We start from the raw sequence: 23710 nt of genomic DNA, 5'->3' as shown, positions 1-23710 counted from the left end.
TTTTTAAATGTGTCGTTGTCACCAATTTGACATGAAGTGTCTTGCTGTTATCGCTGACCTAAGTCGTGTATGCTAGATGTATAAGACAGCGCAGAAAGGTGATAGTGATGACAAATCTTTTTACTAGCATTCAAGAACGTTTAGGTGGCAATGAAAAAACAATTATCCTACCGGAGGGAACAGACGCCCGCGTACTGGAAGCAGCGTCACGCCTTCAGGCTGAAGGACTTGTAAAACCAATCCTGCTGGGCAATGAAACCGCAGTGACACAAGCGGCAAGTGCAGCAGCAATAGATATTTCAGCAATCACAATTATTGATCCAGAGAAGGCTTCTTACTTCGAAGAACTTGTTGAAAAGTTTGTTGAGCGTCGCAATGGGAAAGCGACTGTAGAGCAAGCGCGCGAGCAATTGAAAGATGTCAATTACTTCGGCACGATGCTGATTTTTACAGGGCGTGCAGATGGACTTGTCAGCGGTGCTGTCCATTCAACAGCAGACACGGTGCGTCCAGCACTTCAAATTATTAAAACAAAGCCGGGTATTTCAAGGACAAGCGGTGCGTTTATTATGATGAAGGGCGAGGAACGTCTAGTATTTGCGGATTGTGCTATTACGGTTGCACCGACAGCGCAGGAGTTAGCAGAAATTGCAGTGGCTAGTGCGAAAACGGCACAGTCATTCGGTATAGATCCACGCGTCGCAATGCTAAGCTTTTCGACGAAGGGTTCCGCTGTTACACCGGAAACGGAAAAAATTGCGGAAGCAGTGGTGATTGCTAAAGAAATCGCGCCAGATCTACCACTGGATGGCGAATTTCAATTTGACGCGGCATATGTGCCCGAAATTGCCGCCAAAAAGGCACCAGGTTCAATTATTCAAGGAGATGCGAATGTCTTCGTTTTCCCGTCGCTTGAAGCAGGGAACATCGGCTATAAATTAACAGAACGTCTTGGTGGCTACGAAGCAATTGGACCCATTTTGCAAGGATTGAACGCACCAGTCAATGATCTATCACGCGGTTGTTCGGCAGACGATGTCTATAAGCTTGCCCTTATAACGGCGGCACAAAGTCTATAAACAGGAGTTATGATCATGTCACACTACGAATCATTGTTACAAATTCCGAAATGGCACTTCATGGATGAATCCATGACGGGGCGCAGTCGTTCCGCGTTAGAGTCTTTCGCCGCGGACGATACATTATGTCATCTCGTTGGGCAGCAAATGAGCAGTCCAACTGTACGTACATGGGTGCATAACAAAACCGTTGTTCTTGGCATCCAGGATCATCGTCTTCCGCATATTGCAGAGGCGATTCCGATGCTTGAACATGCAGGGTATAACGTCATTGTTCGCAACTCGGGTGGTCTTGCCGTAGTGTTGGATGAAGGTGTACTGAATATATCCATTGTGCTATCAGAACATGACAGCTCCATCGATATTCCCACAGGCTACGAAGTGATGCTTGCATTCGTTCGTAGATTGTTTCCAGAAGCAGGTGACCGCATCGCAGCCTATGAAATTGTCGGCTCCTACTGTCCCGGTTCGTATGATTTAAGTATTGATGGTCTTAAATTCGCTGGCATTTCACAGCGCAGATTGCGACAAGGTATCGCTGTGCAAGTCTATTTATGCGTCGAAGGAAGCGGAGCGGAACGGGCTGAATTGATTCGCGACCTGTATGATATTGGTTTACAGGGCGTGGAAACGAAGTTCAGTTACCCAGCCATTAAACCGGAAGTGATGGCATCCCTTGCAGAATTGTTAGAACTGCCAATCACCGTCAATGACGTCGTTATTCGACTGCAGATACTGTTGCGTGAACTGGCAGACGAAGTCGTCATGGGCAGTTTTCGACCGGAAGAAATGGAGTTATACACATTCTATTTAAACCGCGTCGTGGAACGTAATAAAAAAATGCTAATAACAGAGTGATATTCCATAAGAAAAACCGCCAATCAATGATTGATTGGCGGTTCTTTGCTGACTAGATTTCCGTTTTGCTCCATCGTAAACACAGGTGCTGTACGATCCGTTTCGTCTTCCAATGTCACAAGACGACGCGCGCGGTTCATAATTTGAACGAATTGCTCATAATCAGCACGCAGTGTTTTATTTTCCTGTTGGAGCTTTTCGATTTCTTTTTCAAGTTTCTCAGACTTTTCATTCGCAATTTTAGCGGTCTGTCTCCAACGTAGGGATTCATTATCACCCACACCAGTATGATGCATGCGGACGAGATAAGCAATAACTGTATCAAGGGATAGCGCAGATAGCGGAACTGATATCTTCTGTTCATCTTCAGACCCTTGTGAAGGAGTGTATAATTGCTGTCCGCGTCGTTTGAAATCTTTGCCGAGGACGCGAATTGCCTGCTTGCGCTCTTTTTTCGCATCGGTAAGCTCTTTTTCATAGTCTTGTCTGACGACAGCATTCCACCTAAATCCGCAAGCGGCGGCTGTGCGGTTAAGCGCATCGCCCACTTCTTCAAAGGCGCTTAGTTGCGTACTACCTTCTCGTACATGTCGCAACACCGTCTCTGCCAATAAAATATCGTTTTCTTCAATCCAAGCATCCTGTCTAACTTTCACCATTTCCGTGCCTCCTGCCATATGTTCATAGTTTCTTTCTACGGTCAGTGTGGACAGGGTTTCCCTATTTTATTCATAAGGAAAAAACGATTCTATCTTTTTTTATCTAAATTCAGCAAATGCATTTGCTGAATAAGGAGGAACGCAATTACGCCGAGGCGTGATTGATCTAATAAATGATTCTTTTTCCATCTTCCAACAATGTGTACAATTGATTATACTAAAGAGAATGAGTTGAATCGGATTACGCTGAGGCGTAATTGATTGGAGGTGCACGATGGCTTACAAAGATGAAAAACTGGTCGAAGAAAAAGTTTTCAAAGACCCGGTGCACCGCTATATCCATGTGCGCGACAAAGTCATTTGGGATGTGATTGGTACAAGCGAATTTCAGCGTCTACGTCGGATTAGGCAGCTTGGCACAACCTATCTGGTATTTCACGGTGCGGAGCATAGCCGGTTCCACCACTCGCTAGGTGTCTATGAAATCGTTCGTCGAATCATTGACGACAGCTTTAGCCATAGACCTGAATGGAACAATGAGGAACGACTTGTGACGCTGTGCGCAGCATTACTGCATGATTTAGGACATGGCCCGTTTTCGCATGCGTTTGAAAAGGTGTTCACTCTCGATCACGAGCAATTTACGCAAGCCATTTTGCTTGGTGATACGGAAGTAAATGCAGTACTATGTCGTGTGGCACCTGATTTCCCACAAAAGGTTGCTGATGTCATAGGAAAAACATATCCAGATAAGCTTGTAGTCAGTCTTATCTCAAGCCAGATTGACGCGGATCGAATGGATTATTTGCAGCGTGATGCCTATTTTACAGGGGTATCATACGGACATTTTGACATGGAGCGAATCTTGCGTGTCATGCGACCAGCAGAAGAGCAAGCGGTCATTAAATATAGTGGGATGCACGCGGTGGAAGATTACATCATGAGCCGTTATCAGATGTACTGGCAAGTGTATTTTCACCCCGTTTCACGCAGTGCTGAAGTCATTTTGACGAAAATTTTACATCGAGCGAAGCATTTGCATGACGACGGCTATATCTTTAAACAAGAACCTACCCATTTTCGCTCATTTTTTGATCGAACATTTGAGCTGGAGGATTATATAGCACTTGATGAAAGTATCTTATTGACCTATTTTCAGGTTTGGATGAAGGAAGACGACGCCATTTTATCGGATTTATGCTATCGGTTTATTAACAGAAGACTGTTCCAATATGCGGAGTTCGATCCGGCGACGGAATACCGGAAAATTGGTGAGCTGGAACAATTATTTAAACAGGCGGGCATTGACCCAGCTTATTATCTTGTAGCAGATTCATCGTCAGATTTACCCTATGATTTTTATCGACCGGGCGAGGAAAATGAGCGTCTACCGATTTATTTGCAAATGTCGAACGGCGAGTTAAGTGAGCTATCACGATCATCGGATATCGTGGACGCGATTTCAGGCAAAAAAAGAACAGACCATAAAATCTATTTCCCAGAAGACTTATTGAATGAAGGGAAAGAGCAAAATCCGTTATACGGACAGATTTTAAAATTGTTGAAATAATAAGGAAGGGGGTAACCCTCTTGTTGCAGGAGCATGCTAAAATTGTGCAATTCATTTCCATCGCGAATGAAGTGAAGGGCAGAAAAAAGATGCAAAAGATGATTTATATCGCGAAAAAGATGAATTTCCCGTTTGCCGAAAAATATGAACTGCATATGTACGGCCCCTATTCGGAGGAATTGACGTTACGCATAGAAGAACTATGCGTAATGGGATTTCTTGCGGAACAGTGCGTGGACAAGGGTTCATATGTTCAATATAGTTATACAACGACGGATGAAGGAACACGTTTCCTTGAAACAGCCCAGCATCCACATGAAACGCTGGCCATTTGTGTGGATAAAATGAATGGAAAAAGTTCAAGATTCCTTGAACTTGTGTCGACACTGCTCTATTTCGATCATCTCGATAAGGACGAGCAAATCGCAAAAGTGCATATAGTGAAAAATAAACTGAATTTCTCTGAACAGGAAATGACAGACGCATTCGACTTCATCACCGAATTGCAGAATTGTTCCATTCAATAATAAAAGGCTGTCCCAAGTATAAAGTGGGACAGCCTTTTATTAGCGCCTAGGCGCATGCACTTTTCGTTATTGATCACTAAAACGTTTTCCAGCGACAGCGTAATGGCTTTTCGGCATTTCCTCGATGAATACGACAACATTTTCAGCAGGCGCACCAGTTGTTTCAGCAACAGCTTCTGTTACTTTTTCACAGAGTGCACGTTTTTGTTCTTCTGTACGACCTTCTAACATCTTAACAGTTACATAAGGCATTCCAGTTCCCCCTTTCTGCATATATTCGGTATAGTGTATATACTATCAGAGTTGGGGGGCAAATCGCGAATGACAAATGAAGAAAAGCCAAAACAGAAAATGGGTTTTACAATTATAAAAGATGATCCGACAGATGGACATAAAGGGTTCGGAATTGGGTCATTGTCGCTAGAAAACGTGTCGCCTGTCATTATTGACGTTGATGAAGGACTTGCGAAGATTGAAATTGGGGCCATGCATGCAAGAAGTGATACGGAGCGTGGTATTAAGTTTACATTGAATCGTGAGGACTCAGAGGGTGGAAAACCGTACTGGCTCGTTTGGGTGACAATTGATTTTAAAGAGGATGGACCTTTCTACGCAGGTGTCACAGCTTGTGAAATGGTCGTGAATCGCGAAAAGCGTCGTGGCTATAAAGTGCTTGCCGATCATGTCAATCGAATGGACAAATCGATGAAGCGCCATATTATGGTTGACAATATGGATGATAAATCCAAGGAAATCCTTGCTGAATTTCTTTCAGGTCATAATAAAGAGATGTGGGAGCGCAGTGAGAAGAAGTTACATGCGGATCTGGGTGTCTAATTACTCAGGTTGTGAACAATGTGTGAACTTTTCGGTATAGTTTCCTTCAGGAGGTTGAATGTCGGCCTGAAAGGAAGTACACTAAAAATATAGCTTGTACTTGTAAGCTAGGACAACCGGAATGTTGCGTTTTCTAACGAGTATCGTATCAAACAAACCCAAGCGCGATACCATATTTGATAGAGCACAGGATGGTAAAAAAGCTTTCTTCTCTTGAATTTATTCAAGGGAGGAAAGCTTTTTTGATTGCTAATGAAGAGTAGGGCTGTCCAGCGCGCAATCCCGGGTCCCAAGCGCGCAACATCGGGCAATCCTCGCGCAATCCCAAGTCCCAAGCGCGTAACATCGAGCGAACCTCGCGCAATCCCGAGTCCCAGGCGCGCAACGTCGAGCGATCCCCGCGCAATCTCGAGTCCCAAGCGCGCAACGTCGAGCGATCCCCGCGCAATCCCGAGTCGAAAGCGCGTAACATCGAGCGAACCCCGCGCAATCCCGAGTCCCAGGCGCGCAACGTCAAGCGAACCTCGCGCAATCTCGAGCCCCAGGCGCGCAACGTCAAGCGAACCTCGCGCAATCCCAAGTCCCAAGCGCGCAACGTCGAGCGATCCCCGCGCAATCTCGAGTCCCGGGCGCGCAACGTCAAGCGAACCTCGCGCAATCTCGAATCCCAAGCGCGCAACGAAATACCCCTTTACAAAATATCATTCAAAAAATGAAAAAGGAAATAACTCGAATGTCTTGCCATCGCCTTCACTCTCGCCTGAAGATCGTTGCTCCCTCAACGTTTTGTCTGTGCATAATTTTTGGGGCATATCCTTCTCTTTTACATAAACAAGTCGTTGCTTTTCACATTCATTGACCGCGATGCCGCCTGTTTCCACATCGATGATGACGCCGTTCACACCTTGTGCTGGGATGAAGGGCTCGGGTGGCTTGCCACGATGTACGGTTTCCATAAATTCAATCCATATTTTTTTTGAGGCTGCTTTATCTTGTGCATCAGTCAATTGCTTGCCAACGTCGAATCCAGTCCAAAGACCCGCTGTTAACGAGGGAGTAAAGCCGATTAAATATTGGTCGGAAATGGTTGTGCCAGACTTTGCTGCATAGGGCCGTGACTGTTTTTGTCGCATGGAAAGTCCAGTAGAGGAGGTATAATCATTGAATACCGGATCGAACATGCCTGTCATTAAATGAGTGAGCACCGATGCATCCTGTGCAGAAATTACTTGTTTCTTGCTTTGCTTCGGATGTTCATATACCGTTTTGCCCTCGGAATCTGCAATCGATAGAATTGTAATCGGTTTAATTTCGGTACCACCTGATGCAATGCGATTATATGCACTCGTCATATCGGACAGTGTGACATCTGACGTACCAAGCGCAACAGCAGGTGATTCGGGAAATGTGGCGTCAACACCTAGTCTTTCTGCCATTTTACTAAACTTTTTATAGCCAATTTCTTCGAGTGTTTTGACGGCGAAAATATTATCAGAAATGGCGAGTGCCTGTGCAAGTGAAATGGGATGTCCGGCAAACTTACCGTTAACGTTGCTTGGTTCATATGTCGAGCGCCCTTCATCGTAAGTGAAGATGGTCTTTTCAGTCGATAAAAAAGTGAGTGGATTGAATCCCTCTTCAAGTGCCGCAGCGTACAACACGGGTTTCATGGCAGAACCAGGTTGACGCTTCGCTTGTGTTGCTCGGTTGAATGGACTTTCCGTGTAATCAACCCCACCAACAAGTGACGTGATATAGCCGGTTTCCGGTTCAATAGACATAAAGCCAACTTGCAAATCATTGTTTGGCATCCACTTGGCAATTACTTCTTCAGCGCTTTGCTGATGATGAGGATCCAATGTTGTTCGAATGGTCCAGCCGCCTTCTGCTGGGGAGCGTCCTTTGGCGGTGAGTACTTTTTCCGCCTCACGCCATACTTCATCCAAAAAATAAGGAGCGACACGCTTCGAATCTGCCCATTCACGCGTTTTCAATGTGATTTGTTCCAGGTTTGCCCGTTCTTCTTGTCGTGCAGTAATGTATCCCTGCGCTTCCATCAGCGATAAGACCAGCATTTTTCGTTCCTTTGACTTCTCCGGATTTTCAATAGGCGAATAAATCGAAGGGCCTTTCGCAATCGCTACGATGACAGCAGACTCTTCTAACGTCAAATCTTTCGCAGGCTTTCCGAAATAAAATTTACTAGCTGCTTCGACACCATACATGCCATGTCCAAAGTAAACGGTATTCATATAGCCCTCTAAAATGACATCTTTGTCATAAAATATTTCCATTCGATAGGCATATAGCGCCTCGTCGAATTTCCGTTTCCACGTCTTTTCAAACGTCAAATACAAATTTTTAGCATATTGCATAGTAATGGTACTCGCTCCCTCTACCTTGCGCCCTGCTTTGACATCTTTCAATAGTGCCCCGGCAATTCGTCGATAATCAAAGCCGTTATGGCTATAAAAATTCTTGTCTTCTGTCGCAATCACCGCATCAATGAGAAAAGGGGACATGTCATCGAGGTCAACCCAGTAGCGTCGTTCAGCTGTGAAGCGATCACCAATTTGTTTGCCACTTTTATCGAGAAAGACAGATGCTTTTGGCACGCTTAAAGAAGGGGCTCCCGTTACTTGCGCATACAGTCGAAGTAATAAAAAAACGGTCACTACCGCCGTCAACGCTGTAACGGAGAGCAACAGTAGCCGCTTGAAAGTTTTGCGTCTCTTTACCTTTTTTATATACACTACACGTTGCATACAATCCCGTCCCGTCCATGTCGTTGCATCTAGTATGTGACGCGTGGAAAGAGATTAAACGGAGTAAACATAAAAACATAAATCATACGGATAGATTGAAATATAGAGTGTGGAAAGGATATAATAAAAAGATGTACTTAAAGAAAAGCGCAGGGCGCCTAGAGTTTAGATAATAGGAAAAGGACGGTGAGCGTATGGAAACGCAGGATAGGGTACATAACGTAGATATCCAGCTCCATTCGTCAATCCGGCATCCCGGACAAGATCAGGAGATTCATGAGTTAAGTCTAACGGGGCAGCTCATTGAGAAAAAAGGTAGCTATTATTTAAAATATACCGAGCAACAAAATGGCCAATCTGTTCAGACGACTGTCAAAATGGGGGCAAAGGATGCACTTATATTGCGCAGTGGCGCGGTGATGATGCGCTTGCCATTCATCCTAGAGGGTGAACGACAAGGAGCTTATGGTAGTGGGCCAGCGTCATTTAACTTGCTTGTCAAAACGACAAGGCTTGAATTTAGTGAACAAACAGGACGATTCCATGTTGCTTACGAGCTACATGCAGAAGGATCTTTACTTGGCACATACGAATTGACCATTACATATACGGAGGGTAAACGATGAATGCAGTAGAACAGATTCAACAAGAAGTAAAATCAGCCTTGCGCGCGGCGGTTATTGCAGCAGAGCTTGTAGAAGAGACGGCAATTCCAGAAATTATGCTGGAAACACCAAAAAGTAAAGACAATGGAGATTACGCAACGAATATTGCCATGCAACTGACAAAGTTGGCAAAAAAGCCACCACGTGCCATTGCGGAAGCTATTCTTGAGCACTTAGATACATCTGGGACATCTATCGAATCCATTGACATTGCAGGCCCTGGATTCATGAATATTAAATTGGCAACAGATTATCTAGGTGACATCGTCAAGACAGTTCTTGAGCAAGGTGAAAACTATGGCCGTTCAACTGCTGGTGCCAACGAAAAAATACAAGTCGAATTCGTGTCAGCTAACCCAACTGGCGATCTTCACTTAGGCCATGCACGGGGCGCATCACTTGGCGATTCTCTCTGTAATGTCCTTGATTTTGCAGGCTATGATGTCGCGCGCGAATACTATATTAACGATGCCGGTAATCAAATCAATAACCTTGCTTATTCAATCGAAGCACGTTATTTCCAAGCACTTGGTTTAGACAAAGAAATGCCGGAAGATGGTTATCAAGGAAAAGATATTATTGGTATCGGAGAAGAACTTGCGAAAGAATTTGGCGATAAATTCGTTAATGTTTCAGAACAAGAGCGCTATGACTACTTCCGTAAATACGGACTTGATTTTGAATTAGCGAAATTAAAGAAAGACCTTGCTGATTTCCGCGTATCATTCGATGTATGGTTCTCAGAAACATCATTATATGAAAACGGTAAAATCGATGTAGCACTCGACAAATTACGTGCAAACGGTCATGTATTTGAAGAAGATGGTGCAACATGGTTCCGTTCAACAACATTCGGGGACGATAAAGATCGCGTGCTTATTAAAAATGATGGTACATACACGTATTTACTACCAGACATTGCCTATCATGAAGATAAATTATTCCGCGGCTTTGACAAGCTCATTAACATTTGGGGTGCTGACCACCATGGCTATATTCCACGTATGAAGGCGGCGATTGAAGCACTTGGCTATGGTCGTGATACGTTGGAAGTAAGCGTGGCACAAATGGTTCAGTTGTATAAAGACGGTGAAAAATTCAAAATGAGTAAACGTACAGGGAAAGCTGTTACTTTACGGGAACTTGTTGAAGACGTCGGTTTGGATGCAGTTCGTTACTTCTTCGCTATGCGTTCAGGCGATTCACAAATGGACTTCGACCTTGACCTTGCGATTTCACAGTCTAATGAAAACCCAGTGTATTACGCTCAATATGCGCATGCACGGATCTCCTCCATTTTACGACAGGCTGAAGAGACAGGGCTTGCGGCATCTGCGGATAACGTTTCTTTATTGCAAGCCGAAAAAGAATTGGAATTGTTGAAGAAAATTGGTGACTTCCCGAAAGTCATTAGTGATGCTGCAAGATTGCGTATACCACATCGCATCGCAACCTACATTCAAGAACTAGCAGCTACATTCCATAGCTTCTACAATGCTGAAAAAGTATTGGACCCAACAAATCGCGACTTGTCAGAAGCACGACTCGCGCTGATTACAGCAACCCGCACGACAATTGCCAATGCGTTAAAGCTGATTGGTGTTTCTGCTCCGGAAAAAATGTAACTGGATTGACCGCTGCACTGAGGATGCTTTTCCTGAGTGTGGCGTTTTTTTGTGAGTAGAAAGTCATGATTCGCCAATAACTAGTCTCTGGGCGCCAATAAACGGTCGATAAGCGCTAATAAAGTGCTGAAGAGCGCCAATAAAGAGCTACTAGCCGCCAATAAATCACCAACGGCCGCCAATAACTTTTGTCCGCTCTCGACACCTTCAAAAGTTGTAGTATACTAAAAGATGTACAAAATTACATAGCCAAACATAAAGGTCCTCGCCATCAACGAGGTTAAAAGGGAAGTCGGTTGAAGTCCGCCACGGTCCCGCCACTGTAAGTGCCCGTGTATTATTTAAATATACGAAAACGAGTCAGGAGACCTGCCTTTATTGAATCACCCGATAGCCTACGAGGATAGGTTTGGTGAAAATCGATGCATCTGTGCATGCGCATTTTTACTAAATATTCCTTCGTACCTATACGAGGGATTTTTATTTGTAAACAAACAGCAGGAAAAGCATATGGTGACTATGGTTTAGCACTTGTATGTCACGCGTTGTATTGGCAGGACTTATCAATTTATCACTTGCAATTGCAGCCACCGCTTTTCAAGGGGTATTGCTGAACCATACACCCTCGGAGTGTCATCCGGCGCCTCAGTCGGTGCTGTGATGACGCTTTTTTTAGTATCTCCATTCCAGTCATCTGAACTTATACGCTACCCATTTTTTAGTATGGTTGGCGCGCTGGTATTTCCAGCTGATTTCTATAAATAAAACAGAAAAGGGGCTATGTGACATGTTTCAAGTGGACGATTTAACGGGCGGGTATGGCAAGAAGCCTGGCGTGCAAGAGCAGGCTATTGAAAATATTTCTCAAGCACAGGTCAAAACACAAGTGCATCCTGAAATACCGAAGCCACAAATTACAGTTCCTCCTGTTAAAAAAGGGGAAACGCTATCGTTTACGGTGACCCTTGATGACTTTACGGTATCATCAGACTATGTTGCCCTGCTCACAGCGGGTCCGCTGAAAACGATGTCGTCTGCTGTACATAATGCGGGAACGGGATGGTATCGTGCATTTGTCAACCGCCACGTCGATGCCAACTACAATAGTGATGATGCCAAAGCTGAAATGGCAGCCTATCTAGAGCAACAAGGTTTTCATGGCGCAGATACGGTTGGCATGATGACGGCAGTGACAACGGAACATGTAGAGGTAGAGTGTTATCAGGGGGATTTTGGTACGGTGTTAATTGCGGTAACGGCAGGCGTTGGCAATGCGGTCGATGTGTCCCAGGCGCTGACTCGTGATCGTGAACCACGCATTGGTACCATTAATACATGGATTATCGTCAACGGTACATTACCGGATGAAGCATTTATTCAAGCGATGATTACAGCAACTGAAGCGAAAACAAAAGCGCTGCAAGTGGAAGCTATACAAGATCCACTAACGGGTACCATCGCAACGGGGACATCAACGGACAGCCTACTCGTTGCGGCAACACAACAAGGCGAATTTCTGCCTTATGCAGGACCCATTACGCCGCTCGGTAAACTGATTGGACATGGCGTCTATGATTGCACAATTCGCGCCATTCATGCCTATAAGCAAGCGAAAGGGTGGACAACGTGATTCCAGCACATTTTATCGCCATTGCAATCGGTTTTTTACTCGACCGTATCATTGGAGATCCGCCAACCTGGCCACATCCGATTCGCTGGATTGGCAATTTGATTTCCAAGTTGACCTCCCTTTTGAATAAAGGACGTTTCCGCACAGGGAAAGGGGCGCTTACGCTTTTCATTATGGTCGGTAGCGTTTTTATAATGGTCTTCATCATTGTCGCGTTCGCTTATCAAATGAATCTATTTGCGGGTATCATTGTCGAAGCTATTCTTATCGCAATTGGACTGGCACAAAAAAGTTTACGCGATGCAGCACTAAGTGTGTACGATCCGCTTGTTGCGAAAGATTTACCAGAGGCGCGTACGAAGCTATCGTGGATTGTCGGTCGTGATACAGAAAAGTTACAGGAAAGTGATATTGCGCGTGGAGCCATTGAAACAGTATCCGAAAATACGGCGGATGGCATCACGTCACCGTTGTTTTGGGCATTTTTACTTGGTGCGCCAGGCTTGTGGCTCTATAAAACGGTCAATACACTTGATTCCATGATCGGCTACAAGGATGAGCGCTATGAAAAGTTCGGCAAGTTTTCTGCACGCGCGGATGATGTATTGAATTTCATCCCCGCACGAATGACGGGCTTTCTCATTATTTTCTATTCACCGAATGAAGGTCGGTTGGGTTTGATGAAACGCTTTACGGGTTGGAACCGAGATGCTAGGCGCCATCCAAGTCCGAATAGTGGCTTTTTAGAAGCGGCAACGGCTTGGCAATTAGGCGTTAAATTGGGTGGTAAAAGTACATATCGTGGTGTGGTATCTGAACGACCAGAAATCGGTCCAGGTACTGTTCCGCTTACAGCAGCACATATTAAATTGACCATTCGGCAAATGCATATCGTTGCCTTTACTTTTTGGCTTATCCTCACAGTGATTGGAGTGTTTTTCTATGCAATTGCCTGAACACGGTGCCAATCCGCACCATGTCTATGCACGACTAGGCATTGACTTGCCGGCATGTGTATTGGATTTTAGTGAGAACGTTAATCCGGCAGGTCCACCACAAGTTGTTCGGGAGATGTGGTCGGATTTATTGGCGGAAATTGGGGCGTATCCAGATCCAGCAGGCGAACCATTTTTGTCTGCAGTAGCCGATTTTCACGACGTTTCTAAGTCATCGGTATTTGTAGGAAATGGGGCTGCAGAATTGCTGGCACTTGTCGCCGAACGCTACCGAGGTAAGCGTGCGATTGTTGTCCATCCGACGTTTTCAGAGTATGAAGCGACGTTGACAGCCAAAAACGTTGAGGTTGTTCGCGTTGTGGCAGTTGAAGCAGATGGATTCAAGTTACCTTTGAGTGAAATCAAACAAGCTATGGCGTCAGCTGCGGTTCTCTATTTATGTACACCTAACAATCCGACGGGCATAATGCCTGAACGCAAAGATTTGCAGGACATTATCCGTTACGGCGCCGAAGTGGGTTGTGACATTGTGTTGGATGAAGCCTTCATTGATTTTGTCGATGAAAAGCTGTCATTCATCCCGGCAATAAAAGAAAATCCACATGTCATCGTCGTGCGCTCCATGACAAAAATGTATGCCATTCCGGGTATCCGCCTTGGCTATGTCGTAGCTAATCCATCTGTAATTGTCGGTATAAAAAAATTGGCACCGCATTGGAATGTTAATGGCATGGCGGCGCGAATTGGGGCGGCTTGTTTACCGGGGGAATCGTTCCGACAACAGGCGATTCAGCATAGTCAGCAGCAACGTGAACAGTTAACCGCATTTCTTATGGCCAATGGCTGTACGGTGACGGATTCTGTGACGAATTTTCTGTCGTTTAAAACAGGACGAGCTGCCAACACGCTCTATCAAGATTTATTGGCACGGGGTATTGTGCTCCGGCACTCCGAAAACTTTCACGGTATGGACGGTCGTTGGTTCAGAATCGGTATGAAGAATGAGGCGGAAATGGCTGTGTTGACAGAGGAGTTGAGTCGATGGTTCGCGGAAAACTAACGTTTATAAGCGGTGGAGTTCGCAGTGGGAAAAGTGCCTATGCGGAACGACAGCTTGTGGAAGAAGCACAGCTTCATGACGGGCGACTGGTTTATATTGCTTCAGGATTAGCAACGGATTCAGAAATGCAGGCACGAATTGAGCGTCATCGACAAGACCGTTCAGATCAAAACTGGACAACACTAGAGCAGTCGGCAAAGCTAGAAGAAGTATTGCCCGCCATTCAACAAGGTGACTATGTCTTATGGGATTGTTTAACAACCTGGCTGGCAAATGAATTATATGAAGGTTGGGAAACGGGGATACCGTGCCTGGGGCAAGCGGGCTGTATGGAACAAAAAGTACAGACATTGTACGCAACAATCGATACGCTGCTGATGACAGCTAAACACCTGACAATCGTGTCGAATGAAGTGCTGGATGAGCTGCCGTCAACGTATGAAGAAACGAATTGTTATCGGCAATGGATTGGGCGGATTCACCAGCAACTTGTAGCGACGGCTGATACGGCAATTGAAATGGATTATGGGCTAGCGACGTATTGGAAAAATGGGTGAGGGGGTACTGGCATGAATGGATTGATGGTGTTAGGGACTGCATCAGATTCTGGAAAAACGATGATTTGTACAGCGCTATGCCGTATTTTATCGGACGAAGGTGTACGAGTGACGCCATTTAAATCGCAAAATATGTCTAGATTTTCTGCGACAACAGATAACGGTGAAGAAATGAGCCGTGCGCAATTTATCCAAGCATTGGCGGCTAGAACGGTGCCATCCATTTATATGAATCCGATTTTGCTGAAACCAGTGGCAGGCATGAAATCAGAAGTGCTTTTTTTCGGAGAAAAATTTGGCCCAATAGCCGGAATGACGTACCGGGATCAGTTTTTCAATCGGGGAATTGAAGCGATTCAGACGTCACTTAACAAACTGGCGGATAACTATGACACGGTCATTATTGAAGGAGCTGGAAGCCCGGCAGAAGTCAATCTCAATGACCGAGAAATCGTCAATATGCGCGTGGCTGAAATCGCGGATGTGCCTGCTGTGTTAGTGGCTGATATTGACCGTGGAGGTGCCATTGCGTCGATTGTCGGCACATTGCAATTGCTTCCAGAAGCGCACCGTGCGCGTGTGAAAGCCATAGTTATCAATAAATTTCATGGGGACGTCTCGTTATTCCAAGAAGGTATTGAATTTATTGAAACGTATACGGGCATCCCTGTGGCTGGTGTGATTCCATACATGGTTAATCATGGCATTGAAGAGGAAGACGCGGATCGACCGGTTATGTCTGCACCGCGTGGCGTTGATATCTACGACGAGTGGGCGGCGCATGTGAAGGCAAATCTTAATTGGCCGTTATTGAAAGATATTCTATCGGAACCGAGGGAATAAGATGAACGGTATATTGTTGGCGCTACAGTTTTTTACAGCTATCCCAGTGAAGAAGGAGCTGCCTCTTGGTCGTCAAGAAGTGACGGCGATGTATGTGGCGTTGCCGTTTGTTGGAGCAGCAATTGGGCTGGCGATGTATACAGTATCCGTTCTTCTGTTGGATGTTGTACATGTTGGTCCGCTTCTTGCTGCGGTGTTTGTGCTGTTGGTGGGAATCATTTTGACTGGCGGATTACATCTAGATGGCTGGGCAGATACAGGCGATGCGTTCTTTTCTTATCGAGATCGCGCCAAACGATTGGAAATATTGGATGATCCGCGCCTTGGTGCATTTGGTACGATGGCATTGGTTTTACTCATTGTTGTCAAAATCACTTTGTTCAATGAAATCCTAATGCGTGGGACGGGACATATAGCGTTATTTATCGCCATTCCTTTTTTAGCGAGAGCTGCCTTGAATGTTTATTTCACAATGGTTCCTCTTGCGAAGGATAAAGGAATTGCTCATTTTTTTAAAGAGAAGATGGCTGGCAATGTGATTATTGGTTGTTCATTGGCTACTAGTGCGGTGGTGTTGGTAGCTGTTGCTTTGATTATGAATAGTTTGCTCCTGCCAATTGGGTTGTTTGCTGTACTAGCAGTTACCCTTATCGTGTTTTGTAGCTGGTCACGCAAGCATTTTGGTGGTGTTAGCGGTGATTTATGTGGGGCTTTTATCGAAGGAACGGAGGCGTTGTTATGGATGACCGTTTTGTGCTTCATGTAATCCGTCATTTGCCAACTGCTGGCAATGAACAGCGCAAGTATATTGGCTGGACAGATGAGTCGATTGTAGCGACGCAGGCTGAGTGTCTGTTACCCGCATCATTCGTTGTAGGTAGCGATTTGTTACGTGCTAGGCAAACAGCCGCTCTTTATTTCCCTGAGGCGACATATGAAGCGGATTCGAATTGGCGTGAATGTCATTTTGGCGATTTTGAAGGAAAAACATATGTCGACCTTGAAAAGGATATAGACTATTGTCGGTGGATTGACGATCCGTATAACTATGCACCGCGTGGTGGAGAAAGTTTGATAGCGCTAGAACAGCGGGTGCTATCGGCTTTGAAGCGGGTTTCAAATGGTTCGGTAATTGTGACGCATGGTGGACCGATTCGGCTACTATTGACAAGGTTTTCACCAATAGTCAAAGAGTTTTGGTCATGGTCGATTCCGCATGGAACAGGTTATCGACTGGAGTGGGCCAGTGAACAAGCATTCGAGGAGGGACAGCGATGCACGTCATTATCGGCGGTGCTCATAACGGCAAGCGGGAGTATGTGAGGACGATGTTGGCGGGTAGGGAAGTCGAGTGGCGGGAAGTAGGTCACTTGTACAACTCAGACGCTACTCAGACAATAGTTATCTCGGGCATTGAAAAGTGGCTTGCAGAGACGGATTTGTCGGAAGCAGATGCGACTGACTACGTATTGACCACGGTTGCCGATCGTGATGTAATTGTCGTTTTAACCGATATCGGTCGAGGAATTGTACCGATAGAAGCACAGCAAAGAAAGTTGCGGGATGCTTGCGGCCGGCTCTATCAGCGGTTGATGGCAGAGGCAGATGAAGTGACGCGGATTTGGTATGGCCTTGCACAAACTTTGAAGAAAAGGGGAGAGGAATCATGAAAATTTACACACGCACAGGAGACAAAGGGCAAACGAGTTTAATAGGTGGACGTGTTGACAAGGACAGTTTGCGAGTGGAAGCCTATGGCACGATGGATGAATTGAATTCATTTGTCGGGAAGGCGATGACAGAGTTGGATGGGACTATTTTTGCAGATATGCTGGCAGATTTGGAAGCTATCCAAAATGAATTATTTGACGGCGGCGGTGACCTCGCAAACGTTATGAAGGAGCGCCACTATAAATTATCCGATGAGCCAATTGAAGTGTTAGAACAGCGCATCGACAAGCTAATGGAGGAAGCGCCGGAGCTTGAGCGCTTCATATTACCGGGTGGGTCACCAGCGGCGGCAACCCTTCATATCGCACGGACAATCGCGAGACGCGCGGAGCGTCAGACCGTATCTCTCATGAAGGCAGAAGAAGACGTTTCACCAGCTGTTCAACGCTATTTGAATCGACTCTCCGACTATCTATTTGTCGCGGCGCGTATTGCCAATGCAAGGGTGAATGTACCCGATAATGAATATGTCCGCAGTGCAAAAGTATTCAGGACGGATAAGAAAAAGGAGTCATAAGTAAATGAAATTGAGAACGATGACATTAACGGCACTATTCGTAGCGATGTGTGCCGTTGGTGGTTTAATTAAAATACCATCAGCTGTTGGTTCGTTAGCGCTAGACACGGTACCGGCTCTCGTATCAGCTACCTTTTTGCCGCCTGTATTTTCAGGAATTGCCGCCGTGCTAGGTCATACAGCTTCTGCGATGTATGCGGGATTTCCATTAGGGCCCTTTCATGTGATTATCGCCCTTGAAATGTTCGTCATTATTTTCATCTTTGCTCGTATGCATCAAGCGGGCAGTAACGTGATGAAGTGGGTATTCTTCATTATCGCCAATAGCTTGCTTGCACCACTGCCATTTTACTTCTTAGTGTCACCGGCATTTTTCATAGGAATATTGCCATCGATTGTTGTCGCAACTGTGCTAAACGCTGTTGTCGCGGCTGTCGTTTTGCCAGCACTCAAGTCTGTTGTAGTAGATCGTATAGGGGTATTGAGATGAGAAATGCCATTGACATTGGTAATGGTTTTATCGTCACAACCGACAATTCAGGCGGCATCGGTGAAAAACGAGGCGATATCGTTGCCGCGCCAGACCATGTCACAGCCTATTTTGCTGCGCGTGTCGCATTGCTCGAACAATGGGCGAGTCATGCGGAACCTGTCACCATTATTATCCACAATTTTAGCGGTAGCGCGAGTTGGGAAAAATATGTGGCGGGTGTGACGGATTTATTCGAAGAGGCGGGGCTTGCGGCTCCTGCGATTAGTGGCAGCACGGAAACGAATATGGAGCTTGTGCAATCAGCAATGGCGGTGACCATGATTGGTGAGAAAAAAGAGCGGGCGCTTGTTGAAGAGGTTACTTGGTTTACGTACGGCACCCCGCTTGTTGGCAATGAAGTGCTAGAACGCAAAGCAGAAGTTGCGTCACTTCGACTACTTCGGGAGGCATTGGAAGTCGGCATTGTCGAGCGAATCTGGCCAGTCGGCTCAAGCGGTATTTTGCAGGAAGTCCGTCAGATGACAGGCAATGGGATGGCACAGGTTGAAACTGTGCTAGATCCAACGAAATCAGGCGGCCCAGCAACAGTCGTTCTCGTGGCGGTTCCTGCCGAAAAAATAACAGCAGCCGAAGTACTTTTTGGTGCCAATTTGAATAAAATACAAATAAGCTAGTTGAAACCTGCGTCGTCATTGCAGGTTTTTTTGAATTTAGTAGAGGGGAAAGCTGTCGTGGTGTTCCAGTTTCCTCGAAGGGTGTCCGGGTACTCCCAATCCGTCGCCGAGTTCGTGAAATAGGTAGTCCAGTTCCCCCGACAATACACCCAATATCTCAAACTATTCAAAAGTTTAGGTTGACTGAATGCTCATTCATATTTTAAACTAGTAAATAGAGTATCGACATTAAAGTTATTTTCCACTACACTATCACTACTAATTGATACAACAAGAAAGGGGAGAGGACAAATGAGCCCATTACTAATTGCCAACTGGATTTTGTTTCTGGCGGTGACGGCATACGGTTTAGCTTTGTTCACATACTTAATCAAAACACGAATTCAGTTCATCAAGCTCGGTAGAAAAGACGAGTTTGATAACAACGTTAAAGAACGTCTCCAGAAAATATGGGTCTACGTCTTTGGACAGAAAAAATTATTGAAGGATAAGAAAAGTGGAGTAATCCATCTCATGTTCTTCTACGGATTTTTACTCGTCCAATTCGGAGCAATCGATCTGATTTGGAAAGGCTTAAAGCCGGGATCACATTTACCATTTGGTTCAATCTATCCAGCCTTTACATTTTTCCAAGAAATCGTTGCATTGACGATTCTTGTAGCGGTTATCTGGGCATTCCACCGCCGCTATATTGAAAAATTGGTTCGTTTGAAGCGTGGCTGGAAATCAGGACTCGTTCTTATTTTCATCGGTGGCCTTATGCTATCGACGCTACTAGCCAACGGAATGGGGATGATTTGGCATGGACACGAAGCAACCTGGTCAGAGCCAGTTGCATCAGCGATTGCTACAATTTTTGGCTTCCTGCCTGCAACAGTAGCCATTGCTATTTTTTATATCGGCTGGTGGATCCATCTATTAATTTTACTAACGTTCCTTGTGTACGTACCACAATCCAAGCATGCTCACTTAATTGCGGGTCCTGCAAACGTTTACTTTCATCGCTTGGATAATGCGGGTAAGCTAAAAGCCATTGATTTCGAGGCATTAGAAGACGAGGAAAATGAAGACGACATGCCGGCTCTCGGTGTGGGTAAAATCACGGACTTTACACAATTACAAATGATTGACCTATACGCCTGTGTGGAATGCGGACGCTGTACAAATATGTGTCCTGCATCTGGAACAGGAAAAATGCTATCTCCAATGGATTTGATTACGAAGCTACGTGATAACCTGACGAGCACAGGGGCACTTATGACGAAGCAAAAGCCATGGGTACCGACCTTCGCGTTCAACAATACGAAAGCAAACCAGATTGCATTTGCCGCGGGACTTGAAGGCGCTACAATGGATGATATTTACAGTCCATCTTTGATCGGCGATATCATTACAGAAGAAGAAATTTGGGCTTGTACAACATGTCGTAACTGTGAAGATCAATGTCCAGTAATGAACGAGCACGTCGACAAAATCATTGACCTTCGTCGTTATCTTGTTATGACGGAAGGGAAAATGGATGCGGATGCACAGCGCGCAATGACAAATATCGAACGTCAAGGAAATCCATGGGGACTTAACCGTAAAGAAAAAGAAAAATGGCGTGAAGCACGTCCGGATCTTCATATTCCGACAGTGAAGGAATTGAAAAAAGCGGATGAGGAATTTGAGTACCTATTCTGGGTTGGCTCGATGGGTGCATTCGATAACCGCTCACAAAAAATTGCGTTGTCATTTGTTCATCTCATGAATGAAGCTGGCGTCAAATTCGCTATTTTGGGCAATAAAGAGAAGAACTCAGGCGATACACCACGTCGTCTGGGTAATGAGTTTTTATTCCAAGAATTAGCGACTGCCAATATTGAAGAGTTTGAAAAAGCGGGCGTGACAAAACTCGTCACCATTGATCCACATGCTTACAATATCTTTAAAAATGAATACCCAGACTTCGGCTTTAAAGCTGAAGTCATTCACCACACGGAACTGCTATACGAGCTTGTTGTTCAAGGGAAATTGAAACCGCAACATGCGATTAACGAAACGATTACGTTCCACGATTCGTGCTATCTAGGCAGATACAACGATGTTTACGATCCGCCACGTGAAATTCTCAAGGCGATTCCGGGCGTCACACTTGTTGAAATGAAACGTAATCGCGAAGACGGTATGTGCTGTGGTGCAGGTGGGGGCCTTATGTGGATGGAAGAAGACACAGGTCACCGCATTAACGTTGCAAGAACAGAGCAGGCGCTCGAAGTGAGCCCTGGTATTATCTCGTCAGGTTGTCCATACTGCTTGACGATGCTATCTGACGGAACGAAAGCGGTCGAAGTTGAAGACAAAGTTGGCACATACGACATTGCAGAATTACTCGAACGTTCGATTTTTGGTGAAGACGCTCAAGCAATTGAAGAAACAGAAGAGGAACCAGTTTTACAATAAAACTATTGCGGAACTATCAGTATTATCGTAGAATTGAGGAAATGGGAGTGTATGCACTCCCTCTTTTCTTGGAATCATGTTGAGCGAGCGTTCAGTCACTTGTATTTAAAAATGAAAGCGGTAACAAAAATGAGTCCGGAGGCGATACAATGGCAAGAACAGTCATTTTAGATGGGGCACGAACACCTTTTGCGAAATTAGGCGGCGCATTACAGTCTCTAACAGCAAGCGATCTTGGCGGCATTGCGATTAAAGAGGCGTTGAACCGAGCGGGTGTTAAAGAAACTGACGTTGATGAAGTCATTATCGGCACGGTATTGCAGGCAGCCCAAGGACAAATCCCGTCTAGACAAGCCGCAACAAAGGCAGGACTTCCATGGTCTGTAAAAACGGAAACCATTAACAAAGTATGTGCATCCGGTATGCGCAGCGTCACGTTAGGCGACCAGCTTATCCGTCTTGGCGACGAAGAAGTCATTGTCGCAGGTGGTATGGAATCGATGTCCAATGCACCGTACTATTTACCAAAAGGACGTTTTGGCTTGAAAATGGGTGACACACAACTCGTTGACGGCATGATCTATGACGGACTTTCTTGTTCATTCTCATCAGACCGTGTTCATATGGGCACATACGGTAACTCGACAGCGGAGGAACTGTCATTGACACGGGAAGCGCAGGACGAATGGTCACTACGCAGTCATGACCGTGCATTGCAGGCTATTGATAACGGTTTATTCGCGAAAGAAATCATTGCTGTTAATATTCCACAGCGTAAAGGTGACCCATTGACAGTCGATACAGACGAAGCACCACGCCGTGATACATCGCTTGAATCACTGGCAAAATTACGTCCGGCATTCGGCAAAGAGGGCACGATTACAGCTGGCAACGCGCCAGGCGTCAATGATGGGGCATGTGCCCTTGTGTTGATGAATGAACAGCGTGCGCAGCGGGAAGGTAAAACGCCACTAGCAACAATCATTGGTCATGCGGAAGTCGCCATTGAACCGCAAAACTTCCCGCAAACACCAGGGCTTGTCATTAACGAGCTATTGAAAAAGACAAGAAAAAAACTAGAAGATATCGATCTTTTTGAAATAAACGAGGCGTTTGCAGCCGTCGCGCTTGCAAGTGTACAAATTGCGGGTCTTGATCCAGAAAAAGTTAATGTCAACGGCGGGGCAGTGGCGCTTGGACACCCGATAGGTGCCAGTGGAGCACGCATTATACTGACATTGGCATATGAATTGAAACGACGCGGCGGCGGCATAGGCATTGCGGCGATTTGTTCAGGTGGAGGCCAAGGAGATGCAATTATGATTGAAGTAGAAAAATCTGAATAAAGTCGGAGGAATCGACAGTATGGATATTAAAAAAGTAATGGTCATCGGTGCAGGGCAAATGGGTGGAGGCATCGCCCAAGTGTGTGCACAAGCGGGCTATGATGTAAAACTGAACGACATTAAGGAAGAATCCTATGCGAAAGGCATCGCGGTCATCACGAAAAATCTTGCTCGTAATGTTGAAAAAGGTCGTATGATGGAAGATGAAAAATCGGCTGTTCTCGGTCGCATTACAAAGTCACTCGACCTACAAGACGCATCAGATGTTGACATCGTTATCGAAGCAGCTGTTGAAAATATGGACATCAAGCGGTCGATTTTCGCCAAACTCGATGGCATCGTACCAGCGCATGCAATTCTTGCCTCTAATACGTCATCTCTACCGATTACGGAAATCGCAGCGGCCACAAGTCGCCCAGAAAAAGTCATTGGTATGCATTTCATGAATCCAGTACCCGTCATGAAACTCGTCGAAATTATCCGTGGCCTTGCTACAGCGGACGAGGTCTACAAAGCAGTTGAGGATCTGACGGTGAAATTGTTGAAAACACCAGTCGAAGTAAATGACTTTCCAGGATTCGTCGCTAACCGCATACTAATGCCGATGATCAACGAAGCCATCTACACACTGTATGAAGGTGTTGCATCGATTGAGGCGATTGATGATGTCATGAAACTAGGTATGAATCATCCAATGGGTCCATTGCAACTTGCAGATTTCATCGGACTCGATACTTGTTTATACATTATGGAAACATTACACGAAGGATTCGGCGATTCTAAATATCGCCCATGTCCATTGCTTAGAAAATATGTCAAGGCAGGTTGGTTAGGGAAAAAGTCTGGTCGAGGTTTCTACGTCTACAATTAAAGGGG

Annotated in this window: 25 protein-coding genes and 1 riboswitch; of the genes, 22 read left to right on the top strand and 3 right to left on the bottom strand. The window is 45.5% G+C overall.

Annotation, left to right across the window (positions count from 1 at the left end; genetic code table 11):
- Nucleotides 1-107 precede the first annotated feature (107 nt).
- Nucleotides 108-1079, top strand: coding sequence for a phosphate acetyltransferase (pta, locus tag N1I80_RS18490; protein WP_340739304.1), 972 nt, complete (start codon nt 108-110; stop codon nt 1077-1079).
- A 15-nt stretch (nt 1080-1094) separates the two neighbouring features.
- Nucleotides 1095-1937, top strand: a complete 843-nt coding sequence (locus N1I80_RS18485; protein WP_340739303.1) for a lipoate--protein ligase family protein — start codon at nt 1095-1097, stop codon at nt 1935-1937.
- Nucleotides 1938-1960: 23 nt separating this feature from the next.
- On the opposite strand, the gene N1I80_RS18480 is transcribed toward N1I80_RS18485, so the two are convergent.
- The gene (locus N1I80_RS18480; protein WP_340739302.1) at nt 1961-2596 is read right to left on the bottom strand and encodes an RsfA family transcriptional regulator; all 636 of its coding nucleotides are present in this window, start codon (nt 2594-2596) and stop codon (nt 1961-1963) included.
- A 274-nt stretch (nt 2597-2870) separates the two neighbouring features.
- Between N1I80_RS18480 and N1I80_RS18475 the strand changes: the two genes are divergently transcribed.
- Together N1I80_RS18475 and N1I80_RS18470 are read left to right on the top strand one after the other, a co-directional pair.
- On the top strand, nt 2871-4166 hold the full coding sequence (locus N1I80_RS18475) for an HD domain-containing protein (RefSeq protein ID WP_340739301.1): 1296 nt from the start codon (nt 2871-2873) through the stop codon (nt 4164-4166).
- A 20-nt stretch (nt 4167-4186) separates the two neighbouring features.
- On the top strand, nt 4187-4693 hold the full coding sequence (locus N1I80_RS18470; RefSeq protein ID WP_340739300.1) for a YwgA family protein: 507 nt from the start codon (nt 4187-4189) through the stop codon (nt 4691-4693).
- 66 nt (nt 4694-4759) lie between these two features.
- Here the strand turns inward: N1I80_RS18470 and N1I80_RS18465 are convergent, their stop codons facing one another.
- A complete protein-coding gene (locus N1I80_RS18465) occupies nt 4760-4945 on the bottom strand; it encodes a 2-hydroxymuconate tautomerase (RefSeq protein WP_340739299.1) in 186 nt (61 codons plus the stop codon).
- Nucleotides 4946-5014: 69 nt separating this feature from the next.
- Between N1I80_RS18465 and N1I80_RS18460 the strand changes: the two genes are divergently transcribed.
- The gene (locus tag N1I80_RS18460; protein ID WP_340739298.1) at nt 5015-5530 is read left to right on the top strand and encodes a YwhD family protein; all 516 of its coding nucleotides are present in this window, start codon (nt 5015-5017) and stop codon (nt 5528-5530) included.
- Between the two features lie 701 nt (nt 5531-6231).
- Here the strand turns inward: N1I80_RS18460 and N1I80_RS18455 are convergent.
- Nucleotides 6232-8295: a transglycosylase domain-containing protein gene (locus N1I80_RS18455; RefSeq protein ID WP_340739297.1), complete on the bottom strand. Its 2064-nt coding sequence runs from the start codon at nt 8293-8295 to the stop codon at nt 6232-6234.
- A 194-nt stretch (nt 8296-8489) separates the two neighbouring features.
- Here N1I80_RS18455 and N1I80_RS18450 point away from each other — a divergent pair, with 194 nt between their 5' ends.
- The 17 genes from N1I80_RS18450 (at nt 8490) to N1I80_RS18365 (ending at nt 23705) form a co-directional block, all read left to right on the top strand.
- Nucleotides 8490-8921: a DUF1934 domain-containing protein gene (locus tag N1I80_RS18450; protein WP_340739296.1), complete on the top strand. Its 432-nt coding sequence runs from the start codon at nt 8490-8492 to the stop codon at nt 8919-8921.
- Nucleotides 8918-10585 carry an arginine--tRNA ligase gene (gene argS / locus N1I80_RS18445; protein ID WP_340739295.1) on the top strand — a complete coding sequence of 556 codons (1668 nt, stop codon included), beginning with the start codon at nt 8918-8920 and terminating at the stop codon, nt 10583-10585. Before N1I80_RS18450 ends, argS begins: the two co-directional genes overlap by 4 nt.
- A 242-nt stretch (nt 10586-10827) precedes the next feature.
- Nucleotides 10828-10976: riboswitch (cobalamin riboswitch) on the top strand.
- Nucleotides 10977-11245: 269 nt separating this feature from the next.
- Entirely contained in the window at nt 11246-11350 is a 105-nt protein-coding gene (locus tag N1I80_RS18435; protein WP_340740091.1) for a hypothetical protein, read from the top strand.
- A gap of 22 nt (nt 11351-11372) precedes the next feature.
- A complete protein-coding gene (locus N1I80_RS18430; protein ID WP_340739294.1) occupies nt 11373-12215 on the top strand; it encodes an adenosylcobinamide amidohydrolase in 843 nt (280 codons plus the stop codon).
- Nucleotides 12215-13171: an adenosylcobinamide-phosphate synthase CbiB gene (gene cbiB, locus N1I80_RS18425; protein ID WP_340740090.1), complete on the top strand. Its 957-nt coding sequence runs from the start codon at nt 12215-12217 to the stop codon at nt 13169-13171. Before N1I80_RS18430 ends, cbiB begins: the two co-directional genes overlap by 1 nt.
- Nucleotides 13158-14231 (top strand): threonine-phosphate decarboxylase CobD, encoded by a 1074-nt coding sequence (gene cobD / locus N1I80_RS18420; RefSeq protein WP_340739293.1) that lies wholly within the window; start codon nt 13158-13160, stop codon nt 14229-14231. The genes cbiB and cobD overlap by 14 nt, the downstream gene beginning before the upstream one ends.
- Nucleotides 14213-14788: a bifunctional adenosylcobinamide kinase/adenosylcobinamide-phosphate guanylyltransferase gene (locus N1I80_RS18415; RefSeq protein ID WP_340739292.1), complete on the top strand. Its 576-nt coding sequence runs from the start codon at nt 14213-14215 to the stop codon at nt 14786-14788. Before cobD ends, N1I80_RS18415 begins: the two co-directional genes overlap by 19 nt.
- Nucleotides 14789-14800: 12 nt before the next feature.
- A complete protein-coding gene (locus N1I80_RS18410) occupies nt 14801-15631 on the top strand; it encodes a cobyric acid synthase (RefSeq protein WP_340739291.1) in 831 nt (276 codons plus the stop codon).
- A 1-nt stretch (nt 15632) separates the two neighbouring features.
- Nucleotides 15633-16397 carry an adenosylcobinamide-GDP ribazoletransferase gene (cobS, locus tag N1I80_RS18405; protein WP_340739290.1) on the top strand — a complete coding sequence of 255 codons (765 nt, stop codon included), beginning with the start codon at nt 15633-15635 and terminating at the stop codon, nt 16395-16397.
- Nucleotides 16370-16954 carry a histidine phosphatase family protein gene (locus tag N1I80_RS18400; RefSeq protein ID WP_340739289.1) on the top strand — a complete coding sequence of 195 codons (585 nt, stop codon included), beginning with the start codon at nt 16370-16372 and terminating at the stop codon, nt 16952-16954. Before cobS ends, N1I80_RS18400 begins: the two co-directional genes overlap by 28 nt.
- On the top strand, nt 16906-17301 hold the full coding sequence (locus N1I80_RS18395; protein ID WP_340739288.1) for a bifunctional adenosylcobinamide kinase/adenosylcobinamide-phosphate guanylyltransferase: 396 nt from the start codon (nt 16906-16908) through the stop codon (nt 17299-17301). Before N1I80_RS18400 ends, N1I80_RS18395 begins: the two co-directional genes overlap by 49 nt.
- Nucleotides 17298-17879 (top strand): cob(I)yrinic acid a,c-diamide adenosyltransferase, encoded by a 582-nt coding sequence (locus N1I80_RS18390; protein ID WP_340739287.1) that lies wholly within the window; start codon nt 17298-17300, stop codon nt 17877-17879. The genes N1I80_RS18395 and N1I80_RS18390 overlap by 4 nt, the downstream gene beginning before the upstream one ends.
- 4 nt (nt 17880-17883) lie before the next feature.
- Nucleotides 17884-18369: an ECF transporter S component gene (locus N1I80_RS18385; RefSeq protein ID WP_340739286.1), complete on the top strand. Its 486-nt coding sequence runs from the start codon at nt 17884-17886 to the stop codon at nt 18367-18369.
- Entirely contained in the window at nt 18366-19046 is a 681-nt protein-coding gene (locus tag N1I80_RS18380; RefSeq protein WP_340739285.1) for a hypothetical protein, read from the top strand. Before N1I80_RS18385 ends, N1I80_RS18380 begins: the two co-directional genes overlap by 4 nt.
- A gap of 291 nt (nt 19047-19337) precedes the next feature.
- Entirely contained in the window at nt 19338-21488 is a 2151-nt protein-coding gene (locus N1I80_RS18375; RefSeq protein ID WP_340739284.1) for a (Fe-S)-binding protein, read from the top strand.
- Nucleotides 21489-21637: 149 nt separating this feature from the next.
- Complete coding sequence (locus tag N1I80_RS18370; protein ID WP_340739283.1) at nt 21638-22834, top strand: acetyl-CoA C-acetyltransferase; 1197 nt, start codon at nt 21638-21640, stop codon at nt 22832-22834.
- A 19-nt stretch (nt 22835-22853) separates the two neighbouring features.
- A complete protein-coding gene (locus N1I80_RS18365) occupies nt 22854-23705 on the top strand; it encodes a 3-hydroxybutyryl-CoA dehydrogenase (RefSeq protein ID WP_340739282.1) in 852 nt (283 codons plus the stop codon).
- Nucleotides 23706-23710: the final 5 nt, after the last annotated feature.

It is taken from the genome of Sporosarcina sp. FSL K6-3457 (genome assembly GCF_038007285.1).
Lineage (GTDB): Bacteria > Bacillota > Bacilli > Bacillales_A > Planococcaceae > Sporosarcina.
This window is presented reverse-complemented; position numbering and strand designations above follow the sequence as displayed.